This is a genomic window from Mesorhizobium sp. M2A.F.Ca.ET.043.05.1.1 (assembly GCF_003952445.1).
Lineage (GTDB): Bacteria > Pseudomonadota > Alphaproteobacteria > Rhizobiales > Rhizobiaceae > Mesorhizobium.
Genome location: NZ_CP034446.1, coordinates 5,769,433 through 5,787,101 on the forward strand (window position 1 = coordinate 5,769,433; position 17,669 = coordinate 5,787,101).

Below are 17,669 nucleotides of genomic sequence, written 5' to 3' on the forward strand. Positions count from 1 at the left end.
GCGCGGTTGAAGGGACCGCCTGCTTGATCGTGAAATAGATCAGTCCAAATGGAGCGCGACTACCATGGATAACTCCGCCGGCGGCGCCATCGCGCAGCCCGACACTTACGGGCGGCCTCACTTAGCCGCCGTCGACTCCCGCGTTCACGAACTGCTTCTAAGACAGGAGCGTCAGGAGCGGACAACTCTCAAACTGATCGCCTCCGAGAACTTTGCCTCCTCGGCGGTGTTGGAAGCGACCGGGTCGATTTTCACCAACAAGTATGCCGAGGGATACCCCGGTGCGCGCTACTACGCCGGAAACGAGATCGTCGATGAGCTTGAGACCCTCGCGATCGAGCGCCTGAAAGCGCTATTTGGCAGTGAACACGCCAACGTCCAGCCTTATTCAGGCTCGCCAGCCAACCAGGCTGTCTATCGCGCGCTTTTGAGCCCCCGTGACAAAGTCATGGGCTTGCCTTTACCCGAAGGCGGCCATCTGACTCACGGTTGGTCCGTCAATTTTTCCGGCAGCGATTATCAGCGCGTCCCGTACAGGCTGCACGAAAAGACACAGCAAATTGACTATGACCACTTGCGCGAGACCGCCAAGCGGGAACGCCCGAAGCTAATTTGGGTCGGCGGAACTGCTTATCCGCGTATTTTTGACTACGCGGCAATGGCCGAAATTGCTTCGGAGGTGAACTCGTATCTGGTGGCTGACATCGCCCACATCTGCGGCCTGGTTGTCGCAGGAGTGCATCCGAACCCCGTGTCCCATTGCGATGTGGTCACCAGCACCTCTCACAAGTCGATCCGCGGTCCCCGGGGTGGCTTCATTTTATCAAGGAATGAAGACCGTTATCAGCCCCTCCATCATCCGAAGAGCAAACACAATCTGCGCCGTGTTCCCTCTTCTGCAAGGCGGACCGCATATGAATACTATCGCCGCGCTTGCCGTCGCTTTGCAGGAAGCAGCGAACTCGTCCTTTCGTGTCTACGGTCAGCAGATCGTCCACAACGCCAAGGCTCTGGCCCAGGCGCTTCTGGAGCGAGGTTATGAACTCGTCACTGGGGGCACTGACAATCACATGCTGATCCTTGATCTTCGGGACCGGCCGCTGTCAGGCAAAGCCTATGCGGAGCGCTTATCGCGTGCAGGCATCATTGCGAATTTCAATATGGTCCCGGGCGACCGGCGGCATCCGGCGCTGACAAGCGGCATCCGCTTAGGGACACCAGCGGTGACGTCCATGGGCATGCGCGAAACGGAGATGGTGCAGATCGCCGCTTTCATCGACTCGGTCTGCCGCCAGCCCGATGACCAGGAAGTTCATGCGAGCGTACGAAGAGACGTTGCCGACTTCTGCACTGCGTTCGATGTTCCCGGCATCCGCGACCGATAAGCCACCCCAATCCAGAAACTCCTCACTAACTCCAGCACTTGAAGCGAGGGCATTTTTATGACCAGGCAGTTCGTGTTCTCTTCCGAATCCGTCGGCGCGGGACACCCCGACAAGATGGCAGACAACATCTCCGATGCCATTCTCGATGCGGTCCTGCGCACCGATCCGAAGGCGCGCGTCGCCTGTGAAGTGTTGGTGAAGACGGGGATGGTCGTTGTGGCTGGCGAGATCACCAGCCATGCCCACATCGATTACAGCCAAGTCGCCCGCGATACGATACTCGATATTGGCTACGACGATGATGCGATTGGCTTTGATGGTCGACGTTGCGCCGTCGTTCTGGCCCTCACCGAGCAGTCGCCCGACATAAGCCAGGGCGTTGATGAAGGACGAGGGCAGGATCTCGGGCAAGGGGCAGGGGATCAGGGCATCATGTTTGGATTCGCATGCAACGAGACGGATACATTGATGCCCCTGCCGATCCAACTCGCTCACCATTTGACGAAAAGACAGGCCGAGGTCCGGAAAGCGGGACAGCTTGGCTGGCTGCGTCCGGACGTGAAATCTCAAGTGTCGGTACGCTACGAAGGGCTCCGCCCGGTGGCGCTGGATACCATAGTCCTGTCAACGCAGCATGACGAAGCGGTCTCACAAGCCACGGTCCGCGAAGGCGTCATTGAGGAGATCATAAAACCGGTCCTGCCGGCCCACCTGGATACTTCGGGGATCAGATTTCTGGTCAACCCAACAGGGCGGTTCGTGGTCGGTGGGCCTGCCGGCGACTGCGGCCTCACAGGACGGAAGATCATCGTCGATTCCTACGGTGGGACCGGGCGTCACGGCGGCGGTGCCTTTTCGGGCAAGGACCCATCCAAGGTTGACCGCTCGGCGGCCTATGCCGCCCGGTATGTCGCGAAGAACATCGTTGCCAGCGGCCTTGCAGAGGTCTGCGAGGTTCAGCTTGCCTACGCGATCGGCGTGGCCAGTCCGGTTTCTGTCATGGTCAATACCTTCGGAACCGCAAGGATCGAGGAAAAAAGGATCGAGCGCCTTGTTCTCGAGGTTTTCAATCTCCGACCGAAAGGCATCATCAAGATGCTTGATCTCTTACGGCCGATATACCGCAAGACGGCGACATACGGACACTTCGGGCGTGAAGAGCCTGAGTTCACTTGGGAGAAGACGGACAAAGCTGACGATTTGCTGCGTGAAGCCGGACCGGCAGCTGCGTGAGGGCGGCTGGATCAAGCGCATGCGGCAACCCATTTCAACTCGCGAGACCACGCCCGGCCGGCGTGGCAAGAAGCCGGCTCGGGTTTTGGCGGAGATTTTGATGCCGGATTATGACGTGCTTTGCATCGGCAATGCCATTGTCGACATCATCGCCCAGTGCGACGAGGAATTCCTCGAGACCAACGGCATCATCAAGGGCGCGATGAACCTCATCGACACACAACGCGCCGAACTGCTCTACAGCCGCATGGGTCCGGCGATCGAAGCGTCCGGCGGCAGCGCCGGCAACACGGCGGCCGGCGTCGCCAGCTTTGGCGGCCGCGCGGCCTTCTTCGGCAAGGTCTCCAACGATGCGCTGGGCGAAATCTACGCCCACGACATCCATGCGCAGGGCGTCGCCTTCGGCACCACGCCGCTCAAGGGTGAGCCGCCGACGGCGCGCTCGATGATCTTCGTCACGCCCGACGGCGAGCGCTCGATGAACACCTATCTCGGCGCCTGCGTCGAGCTTGGCCCTGAGGATGTCGAAGCCGACAAGGCGTCCGGCGCCAAGGTCACCTATTTCGAAGGCTATCTGTGGGACCCGCCGCGCGCCAAGGAGGCAATCCGCCAGACGGCGAAGCTGGCGCACGCGGCAGGCCGAGAAGTGTCGATGACGCTATCGGATTCGTTCTGCGTCGACCGCTACCGCGACGAATTCCTCGACCTGATGCGCTCGGGCACGGTCGACATCGTCTTTGCCAACAGCCACGAGATCAAGTCGCTCTACCAGACATCGTCGTTCGACGAGGCGCTGGCCCAGATCCGCAAGGATTGCCGGATCGCCGCCGTCACCCGCTCGGAAAAAGGCTCGGTGATCGTGCGCGGCGACGAGACCGTGGTGATCAAGGCGACCGCCATCAAGGAACTGGTCGACACGACGGGCGCCGGCGATCTCTATGCCGCCGGCTTCCTGCATGGCTACACGCAAGGCCGCGACCTGCAGACTTGCGGCGACCTTGGCTCACTGGCAGCCGGATTGGTGATCCAGCAGATCGGCCCCAGGCCCCGTCAGAATTTGCGCCGCGAGGCCGAGCAGGCGGGGCTGACCATTCCGGACGTTCAAACGAGTTAGTGGCCTACCTTCCCGTTGTGCAGGCTATCTCGCCAGAAGCGCAATCACGGAATAGGGAAATCCTGATGTCGAACATGATGAAGGCGCTTGTGAAGGCCAAGGCCGAACCGGGCATCTGGATGGAAGAGGTGCCGGTGCCGGAAATCGGCCCCAACGACGTGCTGATCAAGATCAAGAAGACGGCGATCTGCGGCACCGACGTGCACATCTACAATTGGGACCAGTGGGCGCAGAAGACGGTGCCGGTGCCGATGGTGACGGGCCATGAATTCGTCGGCACCGTTGCCGATTTCGGCGCAGCGGTCACCGAATACAAGGTCGGCCAGCGTGTATTGGGCGAAGGCCACATCGTCTGCGGCCATTGCCGCAACTGTCGCGCCGGGCGAGGGCATCTGTGCCGCAACACACTCGGCGTCGGCGTCAACCGTCCAGGCGCCTTCGGCGAGTATCTGGCGATCCCGCAGCACAATGTCGTGCCGATCCCCGACGATGTGCCCGATGAGATTGCCGCGATCTTCGATCCCTTGGGCAATGCCGTCCACACCGCATTGTCCTTCGATCTGGTCGGCGAGGACGTGCTGGTGACTGGCGCCGGGCCGATCGGCATCATGGGCGCGCTCGTCGCCCAATGCGTCGGCGCGCGCAAAGTGGTCATCACTGACATCAACCCGGTGCGGCTGGCGCTAGCCAAGAAACTCGGCGTCCAGCATGTCGTCGACGCCTCGAAGGAGAAGCTGCGCGACGTCATGCCGGTGCTCGGCATGACCGAGGGGTTCGACGTCGGGCTCGAAATGTCAGGCGCCGCCCCCGCTTTCCGCGACATGATCGACACCATGAACAATGGCGGCAAGATCGCCATTCTGGGCATCGCGCCGACCGGCTTCGAGATCGACTGGAACAAGGTCATCTTCAAGATGCTGCATCTCAAAGGCATCTACGGCCGCGAGATGTTCGAAACCTGGTACAAGATGATCGCGCTTGTGCAGGGTCCGCTGGATGTCTCCGGCCTGATCACCCACCGCATCGGCATCGACGATTTTCAGATCGGTTTCGATGCGATGAAGAGCGGCAGTTCCGGCAAGGTGGTGATGGACTGGTAGGGATTGCCTTGGCCGCTATTCAGGAAAAGCTGACGACAGCACCTCTGGTCCGCCGGACATTTTCCAACTAGGGGAACATGGCTGGGTGGAGAGCTATGGCTCCGCTACGTGCGCTCGCTAATCATACACGGCGACGTATCGCGGCCCACCCGGTGACGGTCGATGGGGCAATTCGCTTCAGTCGATGACGGAAACCCGGTGAACCGATGCTGAGGCCCCGACGCGATCGTCTATTTCCTATGATCTGCGATTGAGGTCGAGGTGTTGCCGCTTTCAGCGGGTAAAATGCGATAGACGACTTCCGGTACCCTTCCGGTCAGCGAAAAGGAAGGCAACGAGCCGCATTGCCTCAAGCAAAATGTTACCAATAGTGTCCTGTTCCAAAGGGGATGGACAGGTCGTGCCATTCCGGTTCGGGGGAAGGATGGCGCGGCTCAGCATGGCGACACGGTGAAGCGGCGATCGTGGAGCTTTATTGCGGCGTTGACAAGCGGCGCATTCTGGATGAGTTCGAGGCGGTAACCGGCTATTATTCGCAAGCGCGCGATCCGTCTTATGAACCGTCGTGAGCAGAGGCCGTCTGCGGGCAAGAGCCGCAGCCGCTGTTACGGCAGCGATGTCCGCGACGCGCTCATCGTGTTGTGGGAGGATTCGGAGCGGCTGGGTCCGCATCGACGCTCGCGGCGGCCAGCGCCGCCGGGCAGGAATGAGTTCGCAGTTCGCCGCTCGGTGCCAGCCCGCACCTTCGGCGATTGGAAAGATCCGCCGCCCGGCTTTGTTGAGCGCATTCGGGCACGTCTTCGTCAGGGAGCTTCGTGCAGACGATGGTGCTGACCGGATTGCCGCCGGCTGGACCGATTGCATTCCGCTCCGCACGCGCGACAGCGGCAATGTGATCATGGCGATCAAGCAGGCCCGCTCCCGGTTTCGCTGACCCTGTGCTGCTGTTTGCCGGCATCCGCCCGCACAGGAAGAGCTTGTAAAAGCGGTCGGTGCGGAAATCGAGGAGCCGTTGGTCGTCGATCTTCAGCCTGAACGCGGTCGTTTGCTGGTGCCGCAAATCGGCTGTTGCATGTACATCCCTGTCAGACGTCAGTTTTCCTCGCCTATTTTGGTGTCGAGCGCGAAGTGCTCCAACCAGATTGCAAGGCTTTTTGGAAATGAGAGCGGCTTTGCGCAGGGCGCTCCGTTGTTGAGCATTCAAGCTACCAAGCCAATGACGCGCAGGTTCCACCAGGCTCGCCAGCCTTGAAGGACAGCGAAAAAAGCAGAGCACGACAGACACAACAGTGCATCAGGACGCCGCAGTCGTTGAAGATGGTGCGCTGCATCCATACCGTGGATGCATTCGATCCAAATAATCGATTTGTTCAATCAGTTTCTCGAAAGCTAACCCTACCCTCTGTGGGAATCGGGCTCTGAGCCGCGACGCTGCCTTGCGAGCGCAGGGGCTGCACGTAGGAGAGATGATGCAACGAGAAATCGCACGCGGGTTGCTGGCCTCGTGGGTTCGCCGACCGGCGTATTTGAGCCCGTCAGTTGGTCCTCACCCGCGCCTATTGCCACCGAGCGACTTGCATGTCCCTCCGACTCGGACCAGTTCCGAGAGCTGCGACGAGTTGCGCGCCGTGTGCTCCGATCAGATGGCCGCCGGTGACGCGTTCGATGGGCCGTCCCTCTTCGAGAGGAGATGAAATGCGAACGCTGCTCGTGGATCATCATGCGGATCTTGCGCGCGCCATGCGACTTGCGCTCGGGGATGGCGGCTTCGTCGTTGATGTCGTTGGTACTCTGGAACTGGCTTCGAGTGCATTTTCTTGCGCCAGCTATGAAATTCTCCTGCTGGAATTGGCTCTGCCAGATGGCGATGGCTTGGGTTGGCTGAGGCAGTTGAGGACCCACGGGCATTCAGTTCCTGCCGTCATTATGAGCAGCCTTAACGATCTCGATAAGCGAATTGCGATCTTCAACGGTGGTGCGGACGACTTTCTGCTCAAACCCATCTCTACCGATGAGCTTATTGCCAGAATGAGAGCCATTCTGCGCCGGGCGACACAGATGACCGACCTGAGGCTCGTATTTGGCAATCTCGACTTTGATCCGGTCGCCCGCCAGGTTTTCGTTGATGGGCACCCAATGATGATCGCACGTCGCGAACTCTGTATTCTAGAGCACCTGCTTAACCGGGCAGGCCGCATCGTGCCCCGTGCGCAATTGGAAGATCACCTCTATTCATTCAACGACGACGTGTCTGCCAACGCGCTTGAAGTCGGAATTTATCGTTTACGGGGACATCTGACCAGATCAGGTGCAACGCCACGGATCAAGACCATCCGAGGCATTGGTTACATCCTAGAATTGACTGACGCCTCGTCCGCATAGTTTGTCGAATCGAAAGAAGATCTATTTTGCTGATCCTTCAACATCCTTGCCATGCGCTCAATTGGCGGGCGATCGCCAACAAGGTTACAAGACCTGCAGTTCCCCGTTACCTGGGCCATCTCCTCTGCGCGCTTATTGTGACTTTCCCACTTGGTGTCGCGGCGCAAAACAAGCAGGACAAAGGCCCGCCGCATGCGGCTTCGAATAGCATCAACGCCACGCTGACCCTTTCCTCTTCGCTCGGGGAGACCGTTCATCTGCCCGCGCCAGCCACGACCATCTTTGTTGCTGACCCCACGATCGCGGATTTTCAGGCGCCATCGAGCAAAACAATCTTCGTCTTTGGCAAGAAATCGGGGCGGACCAGCCTATTCGCCTTGGATGGCAATGGCGAGCCTCTCGCCGAATTGCGTATCGTTGTCACGCAACCGATCGGGGATTTACGCGCCATGTTGCGGGAGCAGGTCGGCGACTATCCCATCCGCGTCAACTATACGCCGCGCGGCGCAATCCTTAGCGGGACGGCGCCCGACGCAGAGGTCGCCGACACCGCAAAAAGAGTCACTGAGCAATATCTGGGCGACGGAGCGCAAGTCGTCAACAACATCAAGGTCGCTGGATCCCTGCAAGTTAACCTCAGCGTGCGCGTAGCCGAAGTCTCACGCAGCGCCATGAAGTCACTCGGCGTCAACTTGTCCGCCTTCGGTCAAATCGGCAATTTCAAAGTGGGCGTTCTAAGCGGAAGCGCTGCAAGCGCTGGGTCTGGTTCAACCCAGGGTGGCGGTACAGCAGAAATCGGATTCGACAACGGTGCCGTCAACGTCAGCGCGGTTCTCGACGCGCTCGCCAAGGAGCATATAGCTTCCGTCCTGGCTGAGCCGAACCTCACCGCTATGTCGGGTGAAAAGGCCAGCTTTCTCGCGGGCGGCGAATTTCCCATTCCTGTCCTGCAGGAAAACAGGCAGGTATCGGTTGAATTCCGTCACTTCGGCGTCAGTCTGGAATTTGTGCCGACAGTTCTCAGCAACAATCAAATCAACATTCACGTAACGCCCGAAGTCAGTGAACTGTCGACGCAAGGTGCCGTGCAAATCAACGGAATTTCCGTGCCGGCAGTTTCCACGCGCCGAGCCGATACGGTCGTCGAACTCGCCAGCGGCCAGAGCTTCGCAATCGGCGGTCTAATCAGGCGGAACGTCAACAATGATGTCAGGGCCTTTCCCTGGCTCGGAGAACTGCCGATCCTGGGACCGCTTTTTCGCTCGACCTCGTTTCAAAAAGAGGAGTCAGAACTGGTCATTCTAGTTACGCCTTACATTGTAAGACCAGGCTCCAACCCAAACCAGATGAGCGCACCGACCGAGCGGGCGGCACCGGCTTTGAACGGAGGGGGCGCTCCGACGAATTCCGTGACAAGTCCCCGCGAGACCGCGCTGCTATCCGTGCGGGCGCGCCAAGCGCCCAGGGCGGTCTCGGCTTCATCATCGAATAGTGTCATCCAAAGATGTTGCGTTTTATAATCCTCTTTGTCGCTCTGGCACCAAGCGTAAGTGGCTGCACAAGCACTACGCCAGTTGATGTCGAACCATCGGCACCAATGCTTGTCCGAGAGGAGACCACCGTCCTGACGTTGCAAAGCCTGCGCGCTTCCGAACGGCAGCGTTTGCGTGTTTTCCTAGACAAGGCCAGTCGCGGCCGGTTCGATGCCATCCACCTCCTCATCAGCGGTTCGCCCCAGCTCAGCGCAGGGGTAGCCCATCAGGCCAGGCAGTTGGCAATCGAAGAAGACAACATTCAATTGCGCGATCAACACGACGCCGGCTCAGTGCGAATTGAGGCGATTGTCTATCACGCCCGTCCGCCGGTCTGTCCCTCATATGGTGCCTTACCCAATGAAGAATCCTTCAAACAGCCGCTTGGTTGTTCGACAGGACATAACCTGGCCGTGATGGTCAACGATCCGCGCGATCTGCTCGACAATCAGGCCGTCAAGGCCGGCGATGGCGATCGTGCTTCTGTACCAGTTGCAACTTACAGAACATTCGGGACGGATAAAGGTGGCTGATACCGCCCTTATCTCGGCAGCACTCCTACCGGAGATTGAAAGCTTCCAATCGCGTCCTGATCTAAAATAAAAGGAACCGCTGGATGCAATATAGGCGCTATATCGAGGGCCTTAGGGCCGTTGCTGTACTTCCGGTCGTACTCTTTCATTTCGGAATTTCGGCGATCCCGGGTGGCTTTAGCGGGGTCGATATCTTCTTCGTCATCTCCGGCTACCTAACCAGCGGAAGCCTCCTGGATGACCTTGAACGCGGCCAATTTTCCATCGTCAACTTCTACTGGCGCCGTGCCCGGCGCATTCTGCCGGCGCTCGTCTTTGTGATGCTTCTCACCTGCATTGCAGCATTGTTCATTCTTCTGCCACCGGATCTGCGCGGATTCAGTCTTAGCATCATAGCTACCTCGACCTTCTGGTCGAACGTTTTCTTCTGGAAAACGTCAAGTTACTTCTCTATCGATGCCGCGCTTCTACCACTGTTGCACACTTGGCCGCTTTCCGTAGCGGAGCAGTACTACATCTTCGCACCAATCCTGATGTTCCTAATCTATCGCTACATCGGGAAGCGCTGGCTGACGACACTTCTTCCGATAATTCTCTGCAGCTTCGTAGTGGCGGTGATGGCGACATCGCTGGCACCCACCGCCGGATTCTATCTGCTGCCGACCCGAATCTGGGAACTCATGTTGGGCGCCCTGCTCATGCTCAAATGCCCCTCGCCGCTGGGCAACCGATTCCTGATGGAGTCGGTGGGGGTGGCCGGATTTGGCCTTCTCGCCATCGGGTTCTTCGCGATTTCGGCGAGTGATCCGTTCCCAGGCTACAACGCCTTGTATCCATGCATCGGAACGGCCCTTCTGATCTATGTTGGCCAAAATACCCCCTCGACGGTCGCCACCCGCATGCTCGAAGTCCGGCCGCTGGTCTGGATTGGGCTCATCTCGTATTCGTTGTATCTTGTTCACTGGCCTCTCAATGCGTTCGCGCACTATCTTTCGTTCCAAAAACTCGATCCGTTGATGACCGGTGCGATGTTGGTGGCAAGCCTCGCATTGGCTGCATTCTCCTGGAAGTTTGTAGAGCAGCCGTTTCGACAGAAGAGGGCCTTCACCTCCCCGGGGCCTATCTTCGCCTTTTCAGCGCTCGCGATCGTTGTCCTTTGTGCCGGCGGAGCGGCGGGGGCGCTCGGCAATGGCTTTCCGCAACGGTTTCCGGACTATGTCCAGCGGCGCATTTCCGTCGGGGACTGGAGGAATGGCATCTGTTTCAACGAGGGCACCAGCCGGATCGAAAGCTGGAATATGGAGGATTGCACGCGCACCAGCGGTTTTCCAACAACGGTTTTTTTGTGGGCGACTCCTTCGCCGCGCACTATGTTTCCGGCTTGGGTGCTAACATAAATCGATTGCAGGCGAACATCGTTGAATATACGTACGCCAGCTGCGCGCCGATACTCTATTACTACCCTTACGATCGTCTTGATTGTGTCCGGTTCAATCGCAAGGCCTTGGACGTCATCTTGGAAGCGGACATCAAGACGGTTATCCTCAGCGGTAGATGGAGTGACTATGAGGTCAGAGGTTTCGACGGTCTTCAGCAAACAATCGCTACGCTTCGTGCCCTGGGCGTGCGCGTGTTTGTCATCGGCCAGTCTCCGCAGTTCCCAACTGACGTCCGGAAAATTGCGTTCTTCGCCAAGCGCCAAAATCTGGACGATACGTCCTGGCCGATCGCGATGGACCCCGACATCAACGAACGTGTGCGCTCATTTACCAAAGGCGCCACATTCATCGATCCGCTGAAATTCCTGTGCAGCGCAGGACGCTGCGCCTATTCCGATAGAGGAGAGTTTTTATATTTCGACTATGGTCATTTCTCTTCAGCCGGCGCCACACTGGCAATCTCGAAATACTGGCCGGCTTTTGGCAAGGACAATGCTCTTCCTAAGACGAAGTAGCGGCTCAGCGGCTGACAAGCACCAGTACGGGTCCCAGTGATAGCTCCTGCTTCCGCAGCAGCCGCGACGATGGAGCTGTTCAGGTTTAAGGCCCCCCGATAGTGACCTAGGATGGGTGCTGCCACGCGGCTCGGACTCAGCGTGCATTATCACGTAAATGTTGAGAGAATGAATGGCGCCGCGAAGGGCAATTCCAGCCGTCCAAAGCGACAGGCGTGTCGCGGCCTCGACATTGCAGTGGCGCTTACCTAACACGGCCTCACACTGCCCTCTAAGCGGCCCCGAATTTGAACTGACGGCCCCTGGCCGGTTCATCGGGCAGGTCAAGGGCTAGGTGTAGTACACAGGGCTCATAACTTTCAGTTTCTAGTTGGTACGATGGGCCGTGGACGGTCGATGCAGACTTCAAGATGGCGAACGAAGCTCTCCATGCGTGCGTTGTCGAGGCAAGTGCCTTTGCCATGCTCGCGACTGGAGAGATTTCAAAATGAGCCTTGTAAGCGGAGAATGCCGCCGACGCTGTTCGGCTTGCTCGTGCCCTTGACGGCGGTAGGCTCGGCAGGGCCGAGGCCAGAGTTGCCGTAGTGGTCGTAATCGACCTCGGCTGTGACCGTGAAGCCGGGAACGACCATGTAGGCGACGTTTGCAGCCACACCAGCATCCTTGAGCTGATCACCCGAGACCTGAAGGTTGAACGAAGTTTTCTCGTCAAACTCGTAGGTGGCGCCCGCCCAGAAAGCCCACTGGCCGTTCCAGATTTTGTACGAGCCGCGCCCATGATTGGCAATTGCGCCGTTTGAGTCCTCGTTGAGACTGGCATTGGAACCGTAGCCGAAGAGTCCAAACAGCGACAGCTGGTTTGTGACAGCGACGTCGACGCGGATCTTGCCGGCAAAAGCTTCGTAATTGCTGTCATAAGCCGCGACGCCGGTGATCGAGCCCCAGCCTTGCGTGTATTTCAAGCCGGCGACAACGTGCGGAATATAGCTGTCGATAGTACCGGCTGAGCCCGATCCTTGTTCGAGCGAAATCACAGTCGAAATGCCGTTGCCGGCGTCGAAGTGGTACTGAGCCACGTTGGTGTCGAAGCCGGCCGACGGAACGAGCATACTATCGAGAACGTCGCCAGCGTAGCTTACAAACGTATCGAAGGCCGACCCCTCCTTGCCAACTCGCAGGCCTCCCAGCTCGACCCAGGCAGAAGCCAGTGCGAGGCCGCTGTTGAAATCATAGTTCTGAGGACTGTCATGCGAGTTAGCGCTGTTGCCAAAATTCACGTGGGTTTCGGTATAGGTCGTCAACGCGCCGAGCTCGGTCTGCTGGCCGGTCCAAGTTTTGAACGTGAAGCGTGTGCTGTTTCGCCAAGTGCCTTGGTCCTCGCCAGTTCTCACGTCCGAGGTTCTTGCGCTGTCATACGATCGGACGTCACCCAGGCCGATATCGTAACGGACATAGCCGCCGATGCGCAGGCAGGTCTCGGTGTTGGGAATATAGGAATATCCCGAGCCGAGGACGTCGCAGATCTTGATGTACTCGGCCGGTTCCCGCTCGGCGCCAGCTGCTCGACCGACGGAAACGGTCATCAGAGCAGTTAAGCCGAGAAGAGGACTCTTGATGTACATGTCTAGATCTCCATGAAGGAATAAAAAGGATAGAGGCGAAAGAGCAAGCTTTTCCTCTAAATTTTGTGCGTGTTGTCTCCAATATGTGGACGCCAAAGCGCTTGACACGAGAGGTGAGCCAGCGTAAAAGCCACATGTACTTATAATAGTGTTTTCTGTTAGGAGATTCATTATCGTTTACATGTGAAACACTCCGGTCGGACCGCTGCAGCTCTCCGAAATAGAGCAGCAAGCGACATGCCAACCTGAAGCGTAAATGCGGCCGACACCAAAATCGGGCCGACGCGCCTTCGTCTCGCTGGAATCACTTTTTTTGAGGGTCACTGCGAAAAGCAATGTGCGACACGGTTCGCCATGTTCGATATGTGACAGTCTCGTTTAACAGCGACGGCTTCCCGTCTGACCGCAACGGAGGCCGCGCCATGCGCTACCGAGAAGGATCACTGCGCGTACGCTCCGCAAGGGCTGCGCCAGGAACAGAGGGCGTGCGCGTCCGAGGCGTCGCATGGTGGCCGCAGCACCTTTTCGCCGCTGTAAGTTCGCCGTGCAGGTACATTGCGCGGCCGGAAGCGAGAGGGAGCGCACCCTGAAACGGCTGCCTACGGCTCGCCTCGAGTAATTGGCGATGAACAGCATTCTCGAGAACTTAGTCTCGACGGAAAGAGCAACGAAAGGAAGCCGCTTGGACGAGCACGATCCGAAGGAAGAACCGATCGAGACCATTTTCCGCAACGGCACAATCACTGCCGTGGGTATCCTGCTTGCCTTTTCGCTCGGCTTCCTCACTCATTGGGCCGCGAACCCCTTGCCATGGCAACTCTACGATCTGTTCGCCGTAGTGCCGATCCTGCTCGGCATCGCACTGCAGATGAGAGCGCTGTCCATGCTGCTCGACATGAGTTCCTTGCGGCGCCCCATCTACGAACGCGCCAATCGCATTTTCATGGTCGGCCTCATCCAGACCGCGTGTGGCGTCGGCATGGCCATCTTGGTCGATCTTTTCGGGATATCGGTAGGGGGCACGCTGCCCGGCGCTTGACGACAAGCCACACCGCCGCTCTTCGCTCGAAGCGACGTCAAGCCGGGGAACCTTGTGCACCCCCTAGCGGCGTCCTCCTTTCATCAAATGAGCCGACGTCAGCTTTAGAGCGTCTCGGTGGCTAAAGCCGGTATGGTTTTTCGGCCGGCAGGGAAGGCCGCTGGCTGGACCTGGATGGCGTCTGAACGAGGCTTGACAGGTCCGTTGCGTCGGACATGAATTTCGCATTGCAAAGTTCTTCCGCAGACGCCTCAAGCACACTGCACTGGCGTCACGTACTACTCAGACGTTGAATGCGGCACCGCACCATCACCTCAGGCGCAACCATGGCACGCGCGCTCCCCGGCGTGGTTGACCCCATCCTGTCCAAACGAGACTGCGACATAAGCGGGACGCACTGACTTAGGTCAGAGACCAGGACGAGCGCGCAACGAAAGAATGATGGATCAGCGACGTGGGATGACAGCTCCTTGCACACCTCAATCCTGACAAAGTACCGGGACCCCCGGCCGCCTTGGTATACCATCTATCCGACTGTGCCAGACTTCTCTGCGGCAGTTGGTGCTGACGATTATGAGGAATGGCTGGGGGGCCTCCCGGCCGACGAATCGGTGTCGCTCTATTTCCACATTCCGTTTTGCCGATCCATGTGCTGGTATTGCGGCTTCCCTACCGCGGTCATCCGTCGCAACGGCCCGATCCTTAATTATTTAGCGGTGCTGCGTCAGGAGATCAGTTTGGTGTCGGAGCAAGTGCGGCAAGGGCTGCCGGTGAGCGATGTGCATTTCGGCGCGGAACGCCTCACCTTATCGGGCCAGCCGAGCACTTGGCGCTGATGGAATTTCTACGCCGCCACTTCGCTTTCAGCAAAACTGCTGCGATCACCGTGGAGATCGATCCCCGAACGTTCACACCGGAAATGGCCGAAGCCTTGGCAGCTAACGGTGTCAACCGCGCGAGCATCGGCGTGCAGAGCTTTGATCCCGATGTGCAAAGGCGATCAATCGGATCCAGAGTAAGGTGCAGACGGCCGCTGCAGTCCAAAATCTCCGCCGGCATGGCGTTGGCCATATCAACTTCGACCTCATCTTCGGTCTACCGAAACAGACTGTGCAGTCCTGCATCCAGACCGCGATGGCTGCGGTCGCCATGCGCCCCAACCGGCTTGCGGTGTTCGGATACGCGCATATTCCTTCCGTGATAAAGAACCAGCGCCTATCGAGCAGGCAGGTCTACCGGACGGCGATCTTCGCGCCGAACAGGCTGCAGCTGTCGCCGAGACACTGGTTGGCGCTGGCTACCGGGAGATCGGGCTCGATCATTTCGCTCCGCCGGACGACGAACTCGCGCTAGCGCAGAAGACCGGGCGCGCCTACGGCGTAATTCGCTGGGATACTCGGCCGATACTTGCAAAACGTGATCGGCTTAGGCGCGTCGGCTATTGGCCGAGTCCGCGAGGGGTATGTTCAGAACGAAGTAACACGGGATTCTTACGCCCGGCACATCGCAAGTGGACGTCTGGCGACATCAAAGGGTCACCGTCTGACCGACGATGACCGGGTGCGCGCAGCGATCATCGAGCGACTGATGTGCGATTTGGAGGCCGACGTGCCGACCATCTGTGCCGCCCACGAAATCGAACCAGCTCGTTTTCTCGATTCAGTTGAGAGTTTGGTGACGCTGGCTGAGGAGGGGATCCTGGACGTCGAAAACGGCTTCATCCGCGTGCGGCCGGAGCACCGCTTTGTTGTTCGCGCCGTTGCTGCTGCATTCGATGCTTTTCTCGCGAATCGATGAGTTGAGGCCACGACGCCGAAAGGCATCAAACCTTGTTTGGCGCTCGTCGGCATGGGCTCTCGCAGAAGACTCCGCAAGCGTATGCAGGGGACTTCCACTTGACGCCGCGTTCACCATCATCTCGCCTGGGTGCGCGCGAAAGCGCACAACCCGGAGCACGCTGCTCTCGGTGTGAGGCTGTGCTCTGCAAAGCACCGGTGATCCACCCTGTCCCTGGACAGCAGCTTGATGGCGTCATCTTGGAGGACGAGAAAAGATTGTCGAGGTACGGGTACGAATTGCCTCGGTCGTCCGTTCAATCGAAAGCACTGTCTGCGGAGGCACCTCTCCTTCATGCAGTGACAGGAGATGCTGGGCGACTTCCTTATCTGCTGCGGTGAGTCGATGATTTAGGCGGAGAAAGTCCATCCAGGTGGGGGTGCGGAATGTCTCCGTCCAAAGTGACGGTGTTTGCAGATTTCGCTGGAGCGTCCAGTTTCGTGCACCGGCACGGCTCTGGACGTGTCGCCGCGTGCGCATGGAGCCCAGAAAGGCCTCGATATTTTCCTCCGATATCAAATACTCGACCTTGGCCACGATAGGGCCACTTCTGGGTTTCAGATCGAGAGCCACGTCCGGCGGATGAAAAACTGAACTTTCTTGATCGGTTTCTTCCCAGGGACGGACCGGCAACACGATCCCCGCTGCTGCAACCAGCAACAGAGCGCCTGCGGCGCCCTCCAATGCTAAGGTCAAGGAATAGTTTTGCGCGACAGAACCCCAGATCCAGCTGCCAGCAGCCATACCGCCTGCGCTCAAGGCGTAGTAAATGGAGAGCGTGCGGCCTACAACCCACCTTGGGCTTGCCAACTGCACCGACACGTCAATGCCCGTCCAGGTGATAAGCCAACCCGCTCCGCCGAGCGCCAGCGAAATGGCCGCCACAGGAATCGACGATGTAAGGGCAAGGGAGAGGCAACAGACTGCACAAGCCACAGAGGCGAAGGCCACCAGCCTGTTTTGAGACGTGACCTTCCTCAAGAAGCCGTTGCCCATGCCCGCGATGAAAGCACCCATGCCGAAGCCGGCCAATAAGATACCGTAGACAATTGGCCCACTCTTCAACTGATCCCGGACGACGAGGGGGAGCAACGCCAGAATGGAGATGCTTGCCAATCCGAAAAGAGCGGCTCGGGCGGTCGCTGCCCTGATCTCCAAAGACATCGCAGTAAAGCGCACTCCGTCATGAATTGCCGTCGTCATTCTCTCACGAGGGAGAGGCGAAGAGCGGACCTCCCATTTGGTGCGCCATATCGCGCTTATGGGCGCCAGATCACTCACCGCAGCCAAGGCGAAAGCGGCCAGCGGCCCAAAGACGGCCAGGATCACGCCCCCCAAGGCCGGACCAACGCTGCGCACAATGTTGTATCCGACGGACATAAGCGTCACTGCGGCCGGAATGTCGCGTTTGTGAAGGATATCGCCGACCGAAGCGTGCCAAGCCGGATCATTCAAGGCAAAGCCGCAGCCGGCCAGGAAACCTAACCCGAGAATCAGCCAAGGACTGACAAATCCCAGACCCACAGAAATCATCAGCGTCGTCGACGCCGATGCTATCAGGCAGTGTCCCGCAAACATCACCCACCGGCGGCTGAAGTTGTCGGCAATGGCTCCGGCGAAAACTGAGAGGAAGAACACCGGCAATGTGGATGCGGCCTGGACGAGTGCCACCATGAGGTCGGACGCTGAAATCGTTGCCATAAGCCAACTGATGGCGACCGTTTGCACTAGCCAACCGAGGCTGGAAATCTGGGTGGCCGCCCAAATTGAGCGAAACACCTTGTTTCGAAATGGGGCGAGCGTCTTTGAAACGGGCGGTTGAGGATTTTCGCTCTGCATGAGGTATTGCTGGCCTTCGATGAGCGCTGCGATTTGAGCAAGCGGGTCGATACTTAGACATCGCGGAGCACCGCACGGAACCCAGCTCTATGGAGCTTGC

Annotated in this window: 11 protein-coding genes and 3 pseudogenes; 12 read left to right on the forward strand and 2 right to left on the reverse strand. The window is 58.6% G+C overall.

Going from position 1 to position 17,669, the window contains the following annotated elements:
- The first annotated feature begins 64 nt into the window (after nucleotides 1-64).
- The 10 genes and pseudogenes from glyA to EJ069_RS33550 all read left to right on the forward strand — a co-directional run bounded on the left by glyA (nucleotide 65) and on the right by EJ069_RS33550 (nucleotide 11,233).
- Nucleotides 65-1,385: pseudogene (glyA, locus tag EJ069_RS27785) on the forward strand (serine hydroxymethyltransferase).
- 57 nt (nucleotides 1,386-1,442) lie between these two features.
- A complete protein-coding gene (gene metK, locus EJ069_RS27790) occupies nucleotides 1,443-2,618 on the forward strand; it encodes a methionine adenosyltransferase (RefSeq protein ID WP_063169265.1) in 1,176 nt (391 codons plus the stop codon).
- Nucleotides 2,619-2,718: 100 nt separating this feature from the next.
- Nucleotides 2,719-3,732 carry an adenosine kinase gene (locus EJ069_RS27795; protein ID WP_126063919.1) on the forward strand — a complete coding sequence of 338 codons (1,014 nt, stop codon included), beginning with the start codon at nucleotides 2,719-2,721 and terminating at the stop codon, nucleotides 3,730-3,732.
- Between the two features lie 65 nt (nucleotides 3,733-3,797).
- Nucleotides 3,798-4,832 carry an L-threonine 3-dehydrogenase gene (tdh, locus tag EJ069_RS27800; protein WP_126063920.1) on the forward strand — a complete coding sequence of 345 codons (1,035 nt, stop codon included), beginning with the start codon at nucleotides 3,798-3,800 and terminating at the stop codon, nucleotides 4,830-4,832.
- A gap of 714 nt (nucleotides 4,833-5,546) precedes the next feature.
- A pseudogene (locus EJ069_RS33545) lies at nucleotides 5,547-5,715 on the forward strand (transposase); the annotation flags it as partial.
- A gap of 812 nt (nucleotides 5,716-6,527) precedes the next feature.
- Nucleotides 6,528-7,214, forward strand: coding sequence for a response regulator transcription factor (locus tag EJ069_RS27810; protein WP_024505585.1), 687 nt, complete (start codon nucleotides 6,528-6,530; stop codon nucleotides 7,212-7,214).
- 26 nt (nucleotides 7,215-7,240) lie between these two features.
- The gene (locus EJ069_RS27815; protein ID WP_245456335.1) at nucleotides 7,241-8,734 is read left to right on the forward strand and encodes a type II and III secretion system protein family protein; all 1,494 of its coding nucleotides are present in this window, start codon (nucleotides 7,241-7,243) and stop codon (nucleotides 8,732-8,734) included.
- Nucleotides 8,719-9,279: a CpaD family pilus assembly lipoprotein gene (locus tag EJ069_RS27820; RefSeq protein ID WP_063169261.1), complete on the forward strand. Its 561-nt coding sequence runs from the start codon at nucleotides 8,719-8,721 to the stop codon at nucleotides 9,277-9,279. The genes EJ069_RS27815 and EJ069_RS27820 overlap by 16 nt, the downstream gene beginning before the upstream one ends.
- Nucleotides 9,280-9,362: 83 nt before the next feature.
- The gene (locus EJ069_RS27825) at nucleotides 9,363-10,676 is read left to right on the forward strand and encodes an acyltransferase (RefSeq protein WP_245456337.1); all 1,314 of its coding nucleotides are present in this window, start codon (nucleotides 9,363-9,365) and stop codon (nucleotides 10,674-10,676) included.
- Complete coding sequence (locus EJ069_RS33550; protein WP_245456338.1) at nucleotides 10,625-11,233, forward strand: SGNH hydrolase domain-containing protein; 609 nt, start codon at nucleotides 10,625-10,627, stop codon at nucleotides 11,231-11,233. Before EJ069_RS27825 ends, EJ069_RS33550 begins: the two co-directional genes overlap by 52 nt.
- Nucleotides 11,234-11,715: 482 nt before the next feature.
- Here the strand turns inward: EJ069_RS33550 and EJ069_RS27830 are convergent, their stop codons facing one another.
- Entirely contained in the window at nucleotides 11,716-12,855 is a 1,140-nt protein-coding gene (locus tag EJ069_RS27830; RefSeq protein WP_126063922.1) for a porin, read from the reverse strand.
- A 682-nt stretch (nucleotides 12,856-13,537) separates the two neighbouring features.
- Here EJ069_RS27830 and EJ069_RS27835 point away from each other — a divergent pair.
- Together EJ069_RS27835 and hemN are read left to right on the forward strand one after the other, a co-directional pair.
- On the forward strand, nucleotides 13,538-13,894 hold the full coding sequence (locus EJ069_RS27835; RefSeq protein ID WP_024505577.1) for a hypothetical protein: 357 nt from the start codon (nucleotides 13,538-13,540) through the stop codon (nucleotides 13,892-13,894).
- Nucleotides 13,895-14,364: 470 nt separating this feature from the next.
- Nucleotides 14,365-15,691 (forward strand): annotated as a pseudogene (gene hemN / locus EJ069_RS27840) (oxygen-independent coproporphyrinogen III oxidase).
- 234 nt (nucleotides 15,692-15,925) lie between these two features.
- On the opposite strand, the gene EJ069_RS27845 reads toward hemN, so the two are convergent.
- Nucleotides 15,926-17,569 (reverse strand): MFS transporter, encoded by a 1,644-nt coding sequence (locus EJ069_RS27845; RefSeq protein ID WP_126063923.1) that lies wholly within the window; start codon nucleotides 17,567-17,569, stop codon nucleotides 15,926-15,928.
- Nucleotides 17,570-17,669 lie beyond the last annotated feature (100 nt).

Excerpts from the sequence above, each read along its gene's own strand:
- EJ069_RS27830 (WP_126063922.1), bottom strand. The coding sequence starts at position 12,855 with ATGTACATCAAGAGTCCTCTTCTCGGCTTAACTGCTCTGATGACCGTT.
- EJ069_RS27845 (WP_126063923.1), bottom strand. The coding sequence starts at position 17,569 with ATGCAGAGCGAAAATCCTCAACCGCCCGTTTCAAAGACGCTCGCCCCA.
- tdh (WP_126063920.1), top strand. The coding sequence starts at position 3,798 with ATGTCGAACATGATGAAGGCGCTTGTGAAGGCCAAGGCCGAACCGGGC.
- EJ069_RS27820 (WP_063169261.1), top strand. The coding sequence starts at position 8,719 with ATGTTGCGTTTTATAATCCTCTTTGTCGCTCTGGCACCAAGCGTAAGT.
- EJ069_RS27795 (WP_126063919.1), top strand. The coding sequence starts at position 2,719 with ATGCCGGATTATGACGTGCTTTGCATCGGCAATGCCATTGTCGACATC.
- metK (WP_063169265.1), top strand. The coding sequence starts at position 1,443 with ATGACCAGGCAGTTCGTGTTCTCTTCCGAATCCGTCGGCGCGGGACAC.
- EJ069_RS27825 (WP_245456337.1), top strand. The coding sequence starts at position 9,363 with ATGCAATATAGGCGCTATATCGAGGGCCTTAGGGCCGTTGCTGTACTT.
- EJ069_RS27810 (WP_024505585.1), top strand. The coding sequence starts at position 6,528 with ATGCGAACGCTGCTCGTGGATCATCATGCGGATCTTGCGCGCGCCATG.